This window comes from Mesorhizobium sp. USDA 4775 (assembly GCF_054062655.1).
Genome location: NZ_JBSSFM010000001.1, coordinates 5,428,757 through 5,445,042 on the forward strand (window position 1 = coordinate 5,428,757; position 16,286 = coordinate 5,445,042).

Sequence of the window (16,286 nt, forward strand, 5' to 3'; positions counted from 1 at the left end):
CGCGACACGATTGCCACGCGGTAAAATGCGATGGCGCCAGACAAGTTTGCGTTAACTCGAACCCAGAATCTTATCTGCAAGATCGCTAATAAATTGAGATGGTTAGCGGGAAATTAATCATAACAATAAAATGCGTCCGAAGCGCCGTTGGCAAATGGAGCATTCTACGCAATAAGTTAACTGACTGTTAACCAAGGAGTCCTGGTGTGCAAACCGTGTTTGATGGCCAAAGCCTGATTACCGCAGAAATCATCGCCGACAGTCTGCGCCGAGGTAAGCTCGAGCATCATGGCGAAGAGTTCGAAACCGCCCGCGCGGAACTGGCACTGATCCTCCACGCCACACAGCAGCAGATCGAGCAGCAAAAGTATCCCGCCGAGATCGTTCGCCGGCTGTTGTCGATGCTCAGCGGGTTGCGGGCCAAGGTGCATTCGGACGTCTGGCAGGCCTTGATACCGGTGGCGCAGAACCACCCGATCCTGGAGTATTTTCTCCAGGATCCGCTGACGCACTGGTCGTTCACCAAGCCCAGGGGCTATTCCGGCGACGCGCAGCTGCTCGACTACATCTATTGCGACCCGCACGTGGCCGAGAGCGTGGCCAGCGCCTCGGAGATCGGCAAGGCGCTTTACAGCCATACCCAGAACGTTCCGTCATGCGTGGCGGCACGCGAACGGCGTAATCTCCTGACCCGCTATGTCGACGAGACAGCGGCCAAGAACGGACCCGAAACCGAGGTGCTCGCCATCGCCGCCGGCCATCTGCGCGAAGCCAACCGCTCCGTCGCCTTGGCCGAGGGCGGTCTCAAGCGCTGGGTCGCGCTCGACCAGGACCCGCAAAGCGTCGGGCTGATCGCACGCGACTTCCAGGGCACCGCGGTCGAAGCCATCGACGGCTCGGTGCGGACCGTGCTGACGCGGGGCCACAAGCTCGGCAAGTTCGATCTCATCTACGCCTCGGGCCTCTACGACTACCTCCAGCACAATGTCGCCGTGAAACTCACCAAGACCTGCCTGCAGATGCTGAAGCCGAACGGCACATTCCTGTTCGCCAACTACGCCGAGGGCACCCCTGACGCCGGCTACCGGGAAACCTTCATGGACTGGGTGCTGCTGCTGCGCTCGGAGGTCGACATGTGGAACATCGTCAACGCCAGCGTCGACCGCAACGCGGTGGAGGCCAAGGTGTTCTTCGGCGAGAACCGCAACGTCCTGTATGCGGTGATTGAGAAGCGCGGGTAAGCAGGCGGCGTGGGCATCTGGGAACGCCTGCGTGACTTGTCGGCTGTATTCGGCTGAGAGGTGACCTTCGTCCCCTGGCCGTTTCGCGCCTTCCAGCGGCTATAGGAAAACCCTGAGCGGTTCTGCGGTCAGGCCGAAGGCGATCTATTGTGCACCCGGGAGGGATTGCGGCAAGCCGAATTTGGGCAGGATCGTCTTTTCGAAGGCGGTCATGGCGCAGACTCGGTCGCCGGCGAGAGCCAGCACGAAGAGGCCTGAACCGTGGATACCTGTGGGGGTATGCCGGTAGACGCCGAATGCCGGCTGACAATTGGCGCGCGTCGGCACCAGTTCGTATCTCCGTCCCGAGCCGAAGATGGGGGCAAAGAAGCGGGCCACAATGTCTCGGCCCCGATATTCCAGCGGCACCGGCGGCATCGACAAGAAGACGTCGTCGGTCAACAGAGCCACCATCGCATCGATGTCGGCGGATTCGTAGGCGCTGACGAACTTCGCCACGATCGCGTCCTCGCCAGGTGAGTTGCCGGCTGGCGGCGGCTCTCGGTCAGTGGTTACCGGCAGTCGGCGCTGCATTCCCGCACGCGCGCGTTTGAGAGCGCTTTTGACCGATTCAACTGACGTGTCCAGCATGTCGGCGACCTCGTGCGCGTGGAATCCAAGGACATCGCGCAGGATGAGGACGGCGAGCTGGCGAGGCGGCAGGATCTGCAGGGCGGTCACAAAGGCCAGGGAAATGGATTCGGTCTGCTCGTAGCGCGCCTCCGGACCGAGCGGCACGCTGATCGCGCCGTCCAGAAGGGCGTCGGGATAGGGCTCGAGCCAGGGAATTTCGCCGAGTCCAGTGGGTTCGGGCGGTTCGATACCCGGGATATCCCACTGCTTTGCAGGACGTCGGCGAGCGGAGCGCAGCACGTCGAGGCAGCGGTTGGTGGCGATGCGGTACAGCCAGGTGCGAAGCGAGGCACGTCCGTCGAAACGTTCGAGACCTCGCCAGGCAGCGAGCATCGTGTCCTGGAGAGCGTCCTCGGCATCCTGAAACGATCCGAGCATCCGGTAGCAGTGCACCTGCAGCTCGCGACGATGCGGCTCGGTCAGTGCCCGGAATGCCTCGCCGTCGCCGCTCCGCGCCCTCGACATCAGGTCCGTTCTCGCCAACGCCACGCCTCCTTCTGTGCAGTTCCATACTGTATGGACGCCGGCCAGGGCTCAAAAGGGGCGGTCGCGGAGCGCCCCCTTTTGCGATGCCGCGGCGTCTACACCAGCGACAATATCGTCAAAGGAGCACCGAAATGGGAAAGATCGTCATCAGCACAAATGCCACACTCGATGGAGTGGTCCAGGATCCGGACGGCCAGGAAGGCTTCGAGCTGGGTGGCTGGTTCCGCCAGTCCGCAGGGGCCAAGGACCTCGAAGACTGGACCGCCAACGAGACGGAGGAAGTGCTGGGTGCCGAGGCGCTGCTGCTGGGCAGGCGCAGCTTCGAGTGGTTCGCGTCCCGGACGCCCTTTATGGACGTCCGCGTAGGCAGCAAGTGGGCGGCCAGAATGAACGGCATCCCCAAATACGTCGTGTCCTCGACACTCGACCATCCTCAGTGGAGCAACACCACGGTCCTCAATGGCGATGCGGTAAAGGAGATTTCGGCGCTGAAGCGGAAAGTGGACGGGGAAATCCTGGTCTATGCCAGCTATCAGCTGGTGCGCACACTGATAGAACAGAACCTGGCCGATGAACTGCGGCTGACAGTGTTCCCGGTCGTGCTGGGAACCGGCCAGCGTCTCTTCGACGAGACCAGCGACAAGAAGCCGCTGCAACTGGTCAACACACGAAAGATCGGTGACGGCCTGGTGTCCCAGGCCTACGAATTCGTGCAGGGCTGACGGCTGAAGACGGCGACGAAGTCGCGTTGGTCGGTGTTGAAGCAGTGTCCCCCGTTTTCACGGAATTTGGGGAGACGCTTGGTGGCGGTGCGCGCGGAGAGCGCAAGCCCATGGCGTGGACGGTGTCTGCGTCCACGCCGACGCCGGAGCGCTTGACGAAGAAGCGCTTGTCGACGGTGACGCCGACCCCGGTCATAGTACGCCAAGAGCGTGCCCGCGCGGCCTCATCGCCGATGCACTGGCGCCAGGCCTGGGCAACCGAAGACCGAAAGCGGGGGAACATGAGCACAGTCATCGTTGTCGGCCACGTCAATCACGACCAAGGTCTGGTCGCTGTCATCGCCCCTCGCCTCGGGCTCGCGCATCACCTATTCCGATCGGGTTGTCAGGCTTGGCGGCGGCGGCTTCCACACCGGCACGCAGTTGGCGAAGCTGGGCAACAATGTCCGGCTGATCAGCAATCTGATGGACGACGACCATGGCCGGGAAGCACTCGCCAAATTGCAGGCGAGCGGCATCGACACCGGCTACGTCACCCTATGGCCCGGTGAAACCCAGTTCACCGAAATCCTACTCGAGCCGAACGGTGAGCGCACCATTTTGAACACCGGCGGCCAGCTGCGCCCTCCCTTCGCCGCGCCGGAGCCTGTCAGGGGCGACGCCGCCTATCTCAACGCCCTGGTGCTCGACGACGGCCTCGTCGCCTCGCTGCGGACGATCCCGCTTGTCGTCTCGCAGTTTCCGCTGCGCAGCGCCTCGAACCGCCCGGCCGACATTGTCATCGGATCGCGCGCCGACTTTCCCGGCGAGGACACGCGAGGGATCTGGGAGCGAGCGTCGCCGATTGCCGGGCCTCGCCTGAGGACACTGGTGCTGACCGACGGACTGCGCCCAATCTCGCTTTATGACGGCAAGACACTCAATCACGTCACGCCGCTGAAGCAGGTTTCCGTGCCCGACACGATCGGCGCCGGCGACTGCTTCACCGGGATCTTCCTGCACGGCCTGCTGCAGGGGCTGAGTTTGGAGCTTTCCGCCGAACGGGCCAGCCAGCAAACCGCCGAATGGCTGTCGGAACGGGCTTGCACCGGCTGAGGCAGGCACTCCGGGAGGCGCCGGCTTTCATGAAAATGTCATAAAAATCAAATGGAAACCGGCATTCGAGTGAACTAGAAAACATGTCCTGGAGAGATCGTGATCGAGGCGTCGGCAAGCCGGTGCATCATCGCCATGATCGGCGTCGTCCATCGCCCCAACGATGTCGCCGACCTTGTCGCTCGCGAAATCCACCTTGAAATCACTGCCTTGCAAGAGACATGACATGTGGCTGAGTGAATTCGAAATTGTCCTGCGCGACCGCGTCATCCCGAACGGCGCCGTCAGGATCGAGAACGGCCGGATCGCCGAGATCCGCGAGAAGCCTGTCGGGCATGCCGATATCGAGGGTGGCGGCCGCCTGCTGCTGCCCGGCTTCATCGACATGCATGGCGACATGGTGGAGAGGGAAGTCGAGCCGCGCATCGGCGTGCACGTGCCGATGCGGATCGGCATTGCAGAGCTCGACAAGAAGCTCGCCTCCTGCGGCATCACCACGGCCTATGCCGCGCTTTCCTTCATCGGCGCCAGCGTCACCAGCGGCGTGCTGCGCTCGCAAGACCATACGACTGTTATCATCGACACCATTGCCGGGATGAAGGACCATTTGTTGGTCGACCACCGCATCCACGCCCGCTTCGAAGTGACCTTCACCCCGGCGATTCCCACGCTGCAGAAGCTGATGGACGCCGGCAGGCTGCATTTGATCTCGCTGATGGACCACACGCCCGGACAGGGCCAGTACCGCGACGTCGAGCTCTACATCGCCCGCATCGCCAAGGAGCGCGGCATGTCCGTTGCCGCGGCCTCCGAGGTCGTCGGCAAGCGCATGGCGGGCCGCAATGGCCAGGGCGATGTGCTGAACGCCCTGCAGGACCTGTCGGCGCGAGCCCAGGCCGCCGGCATCGTGCTCGCCTCGCATGACGACGACACGCTCGAAAAGGTCGAACTGGTGCATGGCCTGGGCGCAGCGCTCTCAGAATTCCCGGTGACCCTGGAAGCGGCGCAGGAAGCCCGCAGGCTCGGCATGCATACCGCCATGGGGGCGCCCAACGCGCTGCGCGGCGAGTCCTATTCCGGCAATCTTTCCGCCCGGCAGGCCTATGAAGCCGGGCTGCTCGACATGCTGGCCAGTGACTATCATCCGGCCTCCATCCTGCCGGCCGTGCTCGGCCTGGCGGAACTGCGGGGCGATGGCCTCGCGGCGGCGGCGGCGCTGACAAGCGCCAACCCGGCCAACGCCCTGGGGCTCACCGATCGCGGCGTCATCGAGCCCGGCCTTCTGGCCGATTTCGTGGTGGCCGACCGCCATCCCGTGCCACGCGTCCGCGCCACCTTCCGTGCCGGCCGCATGATCTACGGTGATGGCACGCTTGCACCAGCCGGCAAAGCAGTACGCCTTGGCCCGGTCGCGGCTGAACGGCTACCCGCTGCCGCCCGGGAAAGCGCGTAGCGCTTTCCGGTTGGGAATTGCGTCAAAAACAAAGAGACGGAGCCTGAGCAAATTCCAGGAAAAGTGCAGGCCTGCTTTCCCGCAGGAATTGCGTTGGAGGGGTTTGCGGTTTCCGAGACAAGGTTAAGCTCTAAACGTCGAGCACGACCGTCATGCCGCGCACCTCGGCCATTTCCAGCAGCATGTCCTGCAGGGTTTCGATGGTGAGCGCCGCGCCGGTCACTGCCAGCAACTCTGTGATACTCTCTCTCATGGAAATGACCGCGACTCCGGTCTTCTCGGATAACAGCCGTCCGATGGCTGCGCGGATCAGGGCATTCTGGTCAGGCATGATTCCCCTTTCATGCTGGATGACGGTATTAAGTCTTCTCAAACGGCACGCTTTTTTGCACAACCTCTGCGAGCTTTAGCCTGCGCTTGCAAGCCGTTTCGTTGTTTCTGATCTCCATTATTTTTCTGACAGTTGCTCGGCGACGACAGCGACGGCAGCACCCATGGTTTGCCAATGCAAACCTCACCATCCCGGGGAGCCTTGTAACGCACGCGCCCATCAGAGGTTGCATGAGGGTGGAATTTTTTTGCCGGGGTGAACTTGTGAAGCGCGCGCGCTGCGGCCCAACGAGCGAAAATCGCTTCGCACCATTTTAAATCTTGACGCGTGTCAATTTTTTATAAAACATGCGCAAACGCTGATGGGGCTAGGTCAGCGCTCTGGGAGGAGAAATGCCTGACATGGAAAAGGTCCCGACCGGGGTCCGTCGTCCGCGAGACGTTTGGCGTTCGCCGGGCCGCAGGCCGCGTGGCGTTGCCGATGCAAGCATGGCTCTCGCAGCACCGGCCACGGGCGTCCGTGGGCTTGCCGACAAGACACATCCAACAATCAAGAAGCGGAGGAACAAAATGCGCATCTTCAACGGCCTGACGCTTGGCGCGGGCCTGCTGGCAACCATCGTCACGGCGCCGTCCCATGCCGAGGACGCGGCCAAGGTCGCGGCCATCGTCAAGGGCCTCGACAACCCCTTCTTCCAGACCATGCAGAAGGGCATCGAGGAGCAAGGCAAGACCAGTGGCGTCAATGTCAGCGTCCAGGCCGCCGCCAATATGGGCGACGCCACCGGCCAGGCCGACCGCCTGACCGCCATGGCCATGCAGGACTTCGATTGCTACCTGGTCAATCCGATCAGCGTCTCCAACCTCGTCCAGGCTTTGGTGCCGGTCGCCCAGAAGAAGAAGCCGATCGTCAACATCGACTCGACCATCGACGCCGAACAGGCCAAGGCCGCCGGCTTTGCCGTCTCGACCTATATCGGCACCGACAATGTCGCCGCCGGCGCGCTGGCCGGCGAGGAAATGCTGAAGCTGGTGCCCAAGGGCGCCAAGGTGGCGTTGATCGCCGGCATCGTGGGCGATGTCGGCTCCAATGCCCGCATCAAGGGCTTCAAGCAGGCCGTCGAGGGCAAGCTCGAGGTCGTGGTGATGGTGAGCGCCGACTGGGATCGTGAGAAGGCGTTGACCGCCGCCACCGACATCCTCGCGGCGCACCCGGATCTTGCCGGCTTCTTCGCCGCCAACGACATCATGGCGCTCGGCGTCGAACGCGCCGTGCAGACCTCGGGCAAGGACGTCAAGGTGATCGGCCTCGACGGCATCGTCGACGCGCTGAAATCGATCGCGGCAGGCGAACTCACGGCCACCGTCGCGCAATATCCCTATGTCGTCGGCGCCATGGGTGTCGAAGCCTGTGCATTGGCCGCCAAGGGCAAGGAACTGCCCGCCAACGTGCCCGCACCCGTGCTCCTGATCAACAAGGCCAATGCCGACGCCTCGCTGAAGAACTTTCCGCGTCCCGGCGGCGATTATCCCGATCCCTTCCGCGAGATGCTGAAGTGAGCAATCCCACGGACAACGCGCCCGTCGCCCATTCGGCGGGCGCGGCGGAGGAGAGCCGCCCCTCCCTGTCGGCTCTCCTCCTGGATCCTTCCTTCTGGGCCGACTGGGCGTCCGTCGTCGGCCTGGTCGGTCTCGTCATCGTCTTCGGCATCGCCCAGCCGGTCTTTCTCAGCGTCGCCAATCTGCAGGCGCTCTTGCTGGCGGCGGCTATCCTGGTCGTGTTGTCGATCGGCCAGACCTTCGTCGTCGCGACGTCAGGCATCGACCTGTCACTGGCGGCGGCCGTCATGCTTGGCGCCATCATCCTTGGTCTCGTCAACGCGGCGGGCTACGGCATCTTCATCGCCTGCGTGCTCGCGGTGCTCGCCACCAGCGCCATCGGCTTCCTCAACGGCCTCATCATCACCGCCGGCAAGATCCCCGATTTCGTGGTGACGCTCGGCACGCTGTCTGGCATCACCGGGCTTGGCCTGATCCTGTCGGGCGGCGAACCGACGATGGTCGGCTCGACCTTCCTGCTGAAACTCGCTTCGGGCTCGTTCGGGCCGTTCGGCTATCCGGTCTGGGTGGCGATCGCGGCCGTGATTGTGGCCCATATCGCGCTCTACCACACGCGCTTCGGCGTCCATCTCTTGGCGACCGGCGGCCAGGTCGAAAGCGCCGGCGCGCTCGGCATTCGCACCAACCGCGTCAAGATCGCCGCCTACACCATCTCCGGCTTCTGCGCCGGCATTGCGGCCATCCTGCTGGTTGCCCGCATCGGCTCGGCCGAACCGCAGATCAACACCAGCCTGCTCTTGAATTCCGTGGCGGCGGTGGTGCTGGGCGGCGTCAGCCTGTTCGGCGGCCGCGCCAGCATATTAGGCCCGGCCATCGGCGCGCTGATGCTCACCGCGCTGGTCAACGGGCTGACGCTGCTCAACGTCTCGGCCTTCTACCAACCGCTTGCCGTGGGCGCCATCGTGGTGCTGGCAGCGCTGATCATGCGGTACCAGAAATGAGCGCCGTCAGCCTTTCCTCCGCCTCGGACTCGATCATCGCCTGCAATGGCCTGAGCAAGCATTTCGGCGGCGTGCGCGCCTTCACCGACGTCGCCTTCCAGGCGCGCCGCGGCGAGGTCACCGCCGTCATTGGCGACAATGGCGCTGGCAAGTCGACGCTGATCCGCTGCCTGGTCGGCGTGCATGTGCCGGATGCCGGCTCGATCGTCTTTGACGGTCGCGAGCACCCCTTCTCCAACCCGGACGGGGCGCGCAAGGCCGGCATCGAGACCGTGCACCAGAACCTGGCGCTGATCGACGAACTGACGGTGGCGCAGAACCTGTTCCTCAACCGCGAGCTCGTGCGCCGCATCGGCCCCTTCGCTTTCCTCGACCGCAAGGCGATGAAGCGCGAGGCCCGTTCCATGCTGTCGCGCCTGTCGATCAACGTGCCGTCGATCAATCAACGTGTGCGCCGCCTGTCGGGTGGCCAGCGGCAGGCGATCTCGATCTGCCGCGCCGTCGGCTCCGGCGCCAAGCTGGTGGTGATGGACGAACCGACGGCAGCGCTTGGCGTGCAGGAGACCGCCAATGTCGAGGCGTTGATCCGCCGCCTGCGCGAACAGTCGGTCTCGGTCATCTTGGTCAGCCATAATTTCGATCAGGTGCGGCGCCTGTCCGACCAGATCTGGGTGATGCGGGCGGGAAAGATGGCGGCGACCGTGCGTGCCTCGGAGACGTCAGGCAACGAATTGGTCGCGCTGGTCACCGGAGCGGCGTGATCTGCCCAACCGTGAAATCAATCGTTGGCCGCTTCGGCCAACCCTACAAAATGAAATCAAGGGAGTTTGAGAGTGGCACCACTTCGTGTCGGGCTTGTGGGTCTTGGGGAGGTCGCGCAGTCGATCCATCTGCCTGTTCTGGCTGACCAGCGCGACTGCTGGGCAATCGCGGGCGTCTTCGACGTCTCTCCGAGCCTGGTGGCGCTCGTCACATCCGAATATGCCGCCAGAGCCTTCGACACGGCCGAGGCGCTGATCAATTCACCCGACATCGACGTCGTCTTCGTTCTGTCGTCGGACGACACTCACAGCCGCTTTGTGCGCGCGGCCATGCAAGCCGACAAGCACATTTTGCTGGAAAAACCCGCTTGTCTCACGGTGCGTGAGATCGACGAGTTGCTGGCGCTGATGCCGGCCTACAGGAAGACCCTGTTCGTCGGCTATATGCGCCGCTACGCGCCGGCCTACCTGGCGGCCCGGGACGAATTGCCCGCCCATGCCGACATTACCCATGTCCGCATCTTCGACCTGATCTCGGAGGGCCGGCATTTCCTGAAGAAGAGCCGGAACATCCTCTACCCCAACGACATCGACCCTGCCCTACTGGCGCGCGGCGCCAGGGAGCGCGACGCGCTGATCCGCGAGGTTGTCGGCACCGACGCGCCGGCTGACCTGGTGCGCGCCTATCGCGGGCTGACGGCGTTGTCCTCGCACCACATCTCGGCGATGCGCGGGCTCATTGGCGAGCCCAAGGGCGTGGTCGCCGCGCACCGCACCAATGGCGGCGCCAACACCTCGGTCACCTTCGATTACGGCCATTTCGCTTGCCTCTATGACGCGGTGGTCGACGATCTCGGCCTGTTCGACGCCATGATCGAAGTGCGCTCCAACACCCGGCGCGTGCGCATCATCTACGACACGCCCTACATCCGCAGCCTGCCGACCCGGCTGGAAGTGACCGAAGCCGGCCCGCTCGGCCCGGTGACGAAAAGCTTCGGCCCGCTTTATGGCGATGCTTTCTCCAACGAACTGGAGATTTTCCACCGCCACATCGCTGAAGGCACCAAGCCGTTGACCGACCTCGCCGATTCCCGCCGCGACCTGGCGCTGATGGCCGGGATCATCGAGAGGATGAAGGAGAGCGGCGGGGACGCCTGAGCCCTGCCGGCAAGGTACAGGCAGGAACAATACGTTCCGACAAAGACTGCCGATTGGCCCTTGCCGAAGCCGGCGGGCTCGCTCATCCATGGCGTGCGGACAACAGCCTGGAACCAGTGATGACCTATGCCAGCCTTCACCTCGTCGAAGCGACGATCGACCAACTGCGCCGCGCCCTCGATGACGGCACGGTCACCAGTGTCGAGCTGGTCGCGGCGTATCTCAGGCGCATCGCGCATTTCGACCGGCATGGTATCAGCCTCAACGCCGTCCCCGTGCTCAATCCAGCTATGTTCGAAGAAGCCGCCGCTTCCGACCAGCGGCGGCGCGAAGGTGCTGTACTCGGGCCGCTCGACGGCATCCCCTACACCGCCAAGAACAGCTACAAAGTCAAAGGCCTGACGGTCGCGTCCGGCTCGCCGGCCTTCGAACATTTGGTCGCCAATGAGGACGCCTTCACCATCGCCCGGCTGCGCGCCGGCGGGGCGGTGCTGATCGGCCTCACCAACATGCCGCCGATGGCCAATGGCGGCATGCAACGCGGTGTCTATGGCCGCGCCGAAAGCCCCTACAATGCCGATTACCTGACCGCCGCCTTCGCGTCGGGGTCATCGAATGGTTCGGGCACTGCAACGGCCGCCAGCTTCTGCGCCTTCGGTCTCGGCGAGGAGACCTGGTCGTCCGGCCGGGCGCCGGCCACCAACAATGCGCTCGTCGCCTACACCCCGTCGCGCGGCGTCATTTCCGTGCGCGGGAACTGGCCGCTGGTGCCGACGATGGATGTCGTGGTGCCGCACACGCGGACCATGCAAGACATGCTGGAGTTGCTCGACGTGATCGTCGCCGACGACCCGCAGACGCGGGGCGATTTCTGGCGCGCGCAGCCCTGGGTCGAACTGCCGAAAAGCGCCGACCTACGGCCGCAACGCTATACCGATCTGGTATTTTCGGGCTCGCTAAAGGGCAAGCGGCTCGGCGTTCCAAGAATGTATATCGGCCGCGACAGCGAGGCAGACAAACCGATCGAAACCCGCGCCTCGGTGCTTGCCCTGTGGGAGCAGGCGGCGGCCGATCTCAAGCGGCTTGGCGCAGAGGTGGTCGAGGTCGATTTTCCCGTCGTCTCCAATTACGAGCGCGACCGTCCCGGCGCCCGCACCATGGTCGAGCGCGGGCTGGTGCCGCCGGATTTCGCCGACCGCGAAATCTGGGATCTCTGCATGTGGGGCTGGGACGATTTCCTGCGCGCCAACGCCGACCCGAACATCCCCGATCTCGCTTCGGTGGATGGCCCAAGGATTTTCCCGCAGCCGCCGGGCACATTGCCTGATCGCTACGAGGGCGGCTTCGACCTGGCGGAGTATGTCGAGCGCGCCAAATCCGGCGTCACGCCCTTCAGGGATATCCCGACGCTTGAAGAGGGCCTGAAGGGGCTGGAAGCGACACGGCGGATCGATTTCGAGGACTGGCTCGACGCGCAAGGCATCGACGCCGTGGTGCTGCCCGCCGCCGCCGATGTCGGCCCGGCCGACGCCGACATCAACGAGGCGTCGGCGGACCTTGCCTGGCGCAACGGCACCTGGGTCGCCAACGGCAATCTGGTCTGGCGCCATTTCGGCATTCCGACCGTCACCGTGCCGATGGGCACGATGGCCGATATCGGCATGCCGGTCGGCCTGACCTTCGCCGGCAAGGCCTATGACGACGAAAGCCTGCTGCGCATGGCCGGCGACTACGAGACCGCCACCCAGCGCCGCACAAGCCCGCCCCGCACGCCTGAACTCGCCGACGATGTGTTTTCAGGTCGACCCAGCCAAGCTGGCAACGGTGAGGCACGTCCGCTCGCAATCGCGCTTGCCGCAGAGACGCTGACCTCAGGCGATCAGCATGAGATCACCATCACGCTCGACCTGCCGGCCGAGGCGGAGAACGCCAGCATCAAAGTGCATGTCAACGGACAGACGGTCGCGATGCAGCGGAGCGGCCCGCACTTCAGCGGGCGTGTGTTTGTGCCGGCCGCCGAGCATCAGCGGTTCCACAGCGTCTGGTGTGGTTCGTATGGCTCGATCGTAACCGCGGTGGTGCGGCTTGAGGATGGACGCACCGTTGGCGCCTATGTGGTCACGGGCGGAATTGGGTGAGGGCTGGGCTATGATGCACGGTTGGCGGCGATGAAGGCATCAATCGATCCGAAGAACGTCGGCAGTTCGGCCTTGATCTTCTCGTCGCTCCACTCCCACCAGCGAATAGCGAGCAAACTGGCGATCTGGTCATCCGTAAATCTGTTCCGGATCAACCTGGCAGGATTTCCGGCGACCACCGCGTAGGGTGCGACGTCCTTCGTGACGATCGAGCCGGCTCCGACAACGGCACCGTCTCCAATGGTTATTCCCGGCAGGATGATTGCGCGTCGTCCAATCCAGACATCGTTGCCGATTTTTGTCGGCCCGTTGACCACCAGATCATCATAGGCCGCGATCGAATTTGTCATGTGGACTTCGAATGGAAAAGTCGAGACAAAGTGCGTCGGATGATTGGCACGACAAAGGAATAGCGTCTCCTCCGCTATGGAGCAGAACGCTCCTATCTCAAGCGGTGAGGTCTCGTCACAGCCAAAGATATTGCTGGGCTTTGTGTAGAAGAGTGTTCTACGGCCAATCGATGCATGCTGCGGTATGTTTTCCGGCTTTGGAGCTCGTCGAAGGCCGAGCATGGTTCGAAGTTTTCTTGCAAATCCCATTTGTTTCTAAGCCATGGTTGGTCTCGACCGACCGTCACAGAAGGTGGGCGCCGCAGAGCACCACCATTGCCGCTATCCCCGCGCCGCCCAAAGCAAACCACGCTCGACAATCACCGCCATTTCCGGCACCGCGAACTCATCCGCCGTGTGCCCAAGCGAACTGTAGAAAACCTTTCCCGCGCCATACCGACGCTTCCAGACCACCGGCATCACGACCCCGTCAATGCCCGGGAAATGCGCGTCGCTGAAAGTGGTGGTCGCCAGCACCTCGTTGCTAGGGTCGACATGCATGTAATACTGCTCCGACCGGTAGGCGAAATCACCGACGCCTTTGGTGATCGGGTCGTCGGGTTGTGTGATCACCACCCGATAGTCGATGATGTTGCCGGGGTGCGCGACCCATTGGCCGCCGGTCATGAACTGGTAATCGGGCTCGTTGCGGAAACTGTCGCCCATCGTGCCGTGGAAGCCGCCAAGGCCTGTTCCTTCGCGAACCGCGGCAGTCAGGTTCTGCAGCTCGGCCTTTTCGATCGTCGACATGGTGATGGCAGGCACGATGAGATCGAAGGAAGGCAGTTCCGGATCGGCGAACATCGCCGTGCCCTGGCCCAGCGTGACATCGAAGCCGTTGCGCTCAAGCAGCGCGCGAATGACGTTGGCGCTGCGTTCCGGCGTGTGGCCTTCCCAACCGCCCCAGGCAATCAAAGCCTTCTTCCCCATGCCGTAACCTCCTGAATCGCCCGCCGCGATCGATGGTTACATGGCGCGGCCGTCAGCGCCAGCCCAGGGCCGGCGCGACATGGGTCAGGATCGCCTCGATGACATGGGCGTTGTAGTCGACGCCGAGCTGGTTGGGCACGGTGAGCAGCAGCGTGTCGGCCTCGGCGATCGCCTCGTCCTGCGCCAATTCCTTGATCAGCACGTCGGGCTCGGCGGCGTAGCTGCGGCCGAAGATCGCCCGCGTATTCTCCTCGATGAAGCCGATCTGGTCACGGCTCTCATTGCCGCGGCCGAAATAGGCGCGGTCGCGGTCGTCGACCAGCGCGAAGATGCTGCGGCTGACCGAGACGCGCGGCTCGCGCTCGTGCCCGGCCGCTTTCCAGGCCTCGCGATAGATCCGGATCTGTTCGGCCTGCTGGATATGGAACGGCTTGCCGCTCTCGTCGAATTTCAGCGTCGAGCTCTGCAGATTCATGCCGAGCTTGGCCGCCCATTCCGAGGTGGCGTTGGTGGCCGCACCCCACCAGATGCGCTCGCGCAGGCCTTCCGAATGCGGCTCGAGCCGAAGCAGCCCGGGCGGGTTGGGGAACATCGGCCGTGGATTGGGTTGCGCGAACCCCTGGCCGCGCAGCGTGTCAAGAAAGACCTCGGCGTGATGCCGCGCCATGTCGGCGTCGCTTTTGCCTTCCTGCGGCTGATAGCCGAAATAGCGCCAGCCATCGATCACCTGTTCGGGCGAGCCACGGCTGATGCCGAGTTGCAGCCGGCCGCCGGCGATGATGTCGGCGGCACCTGCGTCCTCGGCCATGTAGAGCGGATTCTCGTAGCGCATGTCGATGACCGCCGTGCCGATCTCGATGCGGCTGGTCTTGGCGCCGACCGCCGCCAGCAGCGGAAATGGCGAGGCGAGCTGGCGGGCGAAATGATGCACGCGGAAATAGGCGCCGTCGGCGCCGAGCTGCTCGGCCGCGACGGCGAGATCGATGGACTGCAGCAGCGCGTCGGAAGCCGAGCGCACCTGCGATTGCGACGAGGGCGTCCAGTGCCCGAATGATAGAAAACCGATTTTTTTCATGGCCCTGAAGTATATGCGGGCGGCACTTGCTTCAATGCCAAAACAGCGGGGTTACACACCGTCACCTTGCGCCCATACTCTAGGGTTGAACGCCGTGGAGGGTGGAATGCTGAAGGGGACGCGTATCGTCGAGATCGAGGCGCTCGGGCCAGCGCCCTTCGCCGGCATGTTGCTCGCCGATCTCGGCGCCGATGTCATCGTCGTCCACCGCAAGCAGGCGCCCATGCCTGGCCTGCCCGAACGCTCGCTGCTCGATCGCGGCAAGCGCTCCATCGCGCTCGATCTCAGGGATGCCGGGGATGTCGCCGTGCTGATGCGCCTCATCGCCACCGCCGACGGCCTGATAGAGGGATTTCGGCCCGGCGTCATGGAACGCCTCGGGCTCGGTCCGGATGCCTGCCTGGCGGTCAATCCAAAGCTGGTCTATGGCCGCATGACCGGTTGGGGCCAGGACGGTCCGCTGGCCGGCACTGCCGGCCATGACATGAACTATACCGGTGTGTCGGGCGCGCTCTGGTATGCCTCCTTGCCGGGCGAGCCGCCCATGGCGCCGCCGACGCTCACCGGCGACATAGGCGGCGGCGCGCTCTATCTGGTGATCGGCATGCTGGCCGCCATCATGAACGCGCGTGCCGGCGGCCAAGGCACAGTGGTCGACGCGGCCATCGTCGACGGCTCGGCCCACATGATGAACCTGCTGATGGTGCTCGGCCAGTCCGGCGGGCTCGTCGCCGAACGCGGCCAAAGCCTTCTCGACGGCCCGCACTGGTGCCGCGTCTATCGCACCGCCGACGGCGGTTTCATCAGCGTCCAGTGCATCGAGCCGAAATTCTACGCGCTGTTCCTCGACAGGCTCGGCCTCGCCGCCGATCCGCAATTCGCCAAGCAATTCGACCGCGATCTCTGGCCGGAGCTCGGCAACCGGCTGGCGGCGATCTTTGCCGCCAAACCGCGCGACGAATGGACCAGCCTGTTCGAAGGCTCGGATGCCTGCGTCTCCCCGGTGCTCAGCCCATGGGAAGCAGCCCGGCATCCGCACATGGCCGCGCGTGGTTCCTGGCTGGCGGTGGACGGCGTCCTGCAGGCAGCCGCTGCTCCGCGCTTTTCCGGATGGGCGCAAAAGACGCCGACCAAAGGTCCCGCGCGCGACGAACACGGCGCCGAGATTCGCGCAGAACTGGCGGATCCAGATACAAACCGTTGAAATCAGCCAGTTTCAGGCCGCTGAAAGTTGCCCCAGGTTGCCGGAAATTGGCGACAACTGGCTTGCGCTGC

General features: G+C 63.9%; 16 protein-coding genes. 11 read left to right on the plus strand and 5 right to left on the minus strand.

The genetic code is table 11. From position 1 onward, the window contains the following. Window positions 1-206: 206 nt before the first annotated feature. Window positions 207-1,241, plus strand: coding sequence for a class I SAM-dependent methyltransferase (locus tag ACVILI_RS26605; RefSeq protein WP_019859708.1), 1,035 nt, complete (start codon window positions 207-209; stop codon window positions 1,239-1,241). 144 nt (window positions 1,242-1,385) lie between these two features. Here the strand turns inward: ACVILI_RS26605 and ACVILI_RS26610 are convergent, their stop codons facing one another. Next, window positions 1,386-2,396: a sigma-70 family RNA polymerase sigma factor gene (locus ACVILI_RS26610; protein ID WP_141700964.1), complete on the minus strand. Its 1,011-nt coding sequence runs from the start codon at window positions 2,394-2,396 to the stop codon at window positions 1,386-1,388. Window positions 2,397-2,530: 134 nt separating this feature from the next. Here ACVILI_RS26610 and ACVILI_RS26615 point away from each other — a divergent pair, with 134 nt between their 5' ends. From ACVILI_RS26615 to ACVILI_RS26630, 4 genes are all read left to right on the plus strand, one after another. Continuing rightward, window positions 2,531-3,121 carry a dihydrofolate reductase family protein gene (locus tag ACVILI_RS26615; RefSeq protein ID WP_038648557.1) on the plus strand — a complete coding sequence of 197 codons (591 nt, stop codon included), beginning with the start codon at window positions 2,531-2,533 and terminating at the stop codon, window positions 3,119-3,121. 297 nt (window positions 3,122-3,418) lie between these two features. Beyond that, window positions 3,419-4,216, plus strand: coding sequence for a PfkB family carbohydrate kinase (locus ACVILI_RS26620; RefSeq protein ID WP_457102653.1), 798 nt, complete (start codon window positions 3,419-3,421; stop codon window positions 4,214-4,216). 99 nt (window positions 4,217-4,315) lie between these two features. After that, on the plus strand, window positions 4,316-4,441 hold the full coding sequence (locus ACVILI_RS26625; protein ID WP_274609709.1) for a hypothetical protein: 126 nt from the start codon (window positions 4,316-4,318) through the stop codon (window positions 4,439-4,441). A 1-nt stretch (window position 4,442) separates the two neighbouring features. Beyond that, entirely contained in the window at window positions 4,443-5,669 is a 1,227-nt protein-coding gene (locus ACVILI_RS26630) for an alpha-D-ribose 1-methylphosphonate 5-triphosphate diphosphatase (protein WP_038648560.1), read from the plus strand. 130 nt (window positions 5,670-5,799) lie between these two features. On the opposite strand, the gene ACVILI_RS26635 is transcribed toward ACVILI_RS26630, so the two are convergent. After that, window positions 5,800-6,000, minus strand: a complete 201-nt coding sequence (locus ACVILI_RS26635; protein WP_019859717.1) for a hypothetical protein — start codon at window positions 5,998-6,000, stop codon at window positions 5,800-5,802. A gap of 569 nt (window positions 6,001-6,569) precedes the next feature. On the opposite strand from ACVILI_RS26635, the gene ACVILI_RS26640 reads away from it, so the two are divergent. The 5 genes from ACVILI_RS26640 (at window position 6,570) to ACVILI_RS26660 (ending at window position 12,617) form a co-directional block, all read left to right on the plus strand. After that, entirely contained in the window at window positions 6,570-7,559 is a 990-nt protein-coding gene (locus ACVILI_RS26640; RefSeq protein WP_027047129.1) for a sugar ABC transporter substrate-binding protein, read from the plus strand. After that, on the plus strand, window positions 7,556-8,560 hold the full coding sequence (locus ACVILI_RS26645) for an ABC transporter permease (protein ID WP_019859719.1): 1,005 nt from the start codon (window positions 7,556-7,558) through the stop codon (window positions 8,558-8,560). Before ACVILI_RS26640 ends, ACVILI_RS26645 begins: the two co-directional genes overlap by 4 nt. Further along, a complete protein-coding gene (locus ACVILI_RS26650) occupies window positions 8,557-9,321 on the plus strand; it encodes an ATP-binding cassette domain-containing protein (protein ID WP_038648565.1) in 765 nt (254 codons plus the stop codon). Before ACVILI_RS26645 ends, ACVILI_RS26650 begins: the two co-directional genes overlap by 4 nt. A 72-nt stretch (window positions 9,322-9,393) precedes the next feature. After that, window positions 9,394-10,479: a Gfo/Idh/MocA family protein gene (locus tag ACVILI_RS26655; protein ID WP_038648567.1), complete on the plus strand. Its 1,086-nt coding sequence runs from the start codon at window positions 9,394-9,396 to the stop codon at window positions 10,477-10,479. Window positions 10,480-10,598: 119 nt separating this feature from the next. Continuing rightward, window positions 10,599-12,617, plus strand: coding sequence for an amidase (locus tag ACVILI_RS26660; RefSeq protein WP_038653095.1), 2,019 nt, complete (start codon window positions 10,599-10,601; stop codon window positions 12,615-12,617). An 8-nt stretch (window positions 12,618-12,625) separates the two neighbouring features. On the opposite strand, the gene ACVILI_RS26665 is transcribed toward ACVILI_RS26660, so the two are convergent. The 3 genes from ACVILI_RS26665 to ACVILI_RS26675 form a co-directional block, all read right to left on the minus strand. Further along, a complete protein-coding gene (locus tag ACVILI_RS26665) occupies window positions 12,626-12,967 on the minus strand; it encodes a CatB-related O-acetyltransferase (RefSeq protein ID WP_019859723.1) in 342 nt (113 codons plus the stop codon). A gap of 321 nt (window positions 12,968-13,288) precedes the next feature. Next, the gene (locus ACVILI_RS26670) at window positions 13,289-13,936 is read right to left on the minus strand and encodes a ThuA domain-containing protein (protein ID WP_019859725.1); all 648 of its coding nucleotides are present in this window, start codon (window positions 13,934-13,936) and stop codon (window positions 13,289-13,291) included. Between the two features lie 52 nt (window positions 13,937-13,988). Continuing rightward, window positions 13,989-15,011 (minus strand): LLM class flavin-dependent oxidoreductase, encoded by a 1,023-nt coding sequence (locus ACVILI_RS26675; protein ID WP_010910824.1) that lies wholly within the window; start codon window positions 15,009-15,011, stop codon window positions 13,989-13,991. 106 nt (window positions 15,012-15,117) lie between these two features. Between ACVILI_RS26675 and ACVILI_RS26680 the strand changes: the two genes are divergently transcribed. Further along, the gene (locus ACVILI_RS26680; protein ID WP_038648570.1) at window positions 15,118-16,215 is read left to right on the plus strand and encodes a CaiB/BaiF CoA transferase family protein; all 1,098 of its coding nucleotides are present in this window, start codon (window positions 15,118-15,120) and stop codon (window positions 16,213-16,215) included. Window positions 16,216-16,286 lie beyond the last annotated feature (71 nt).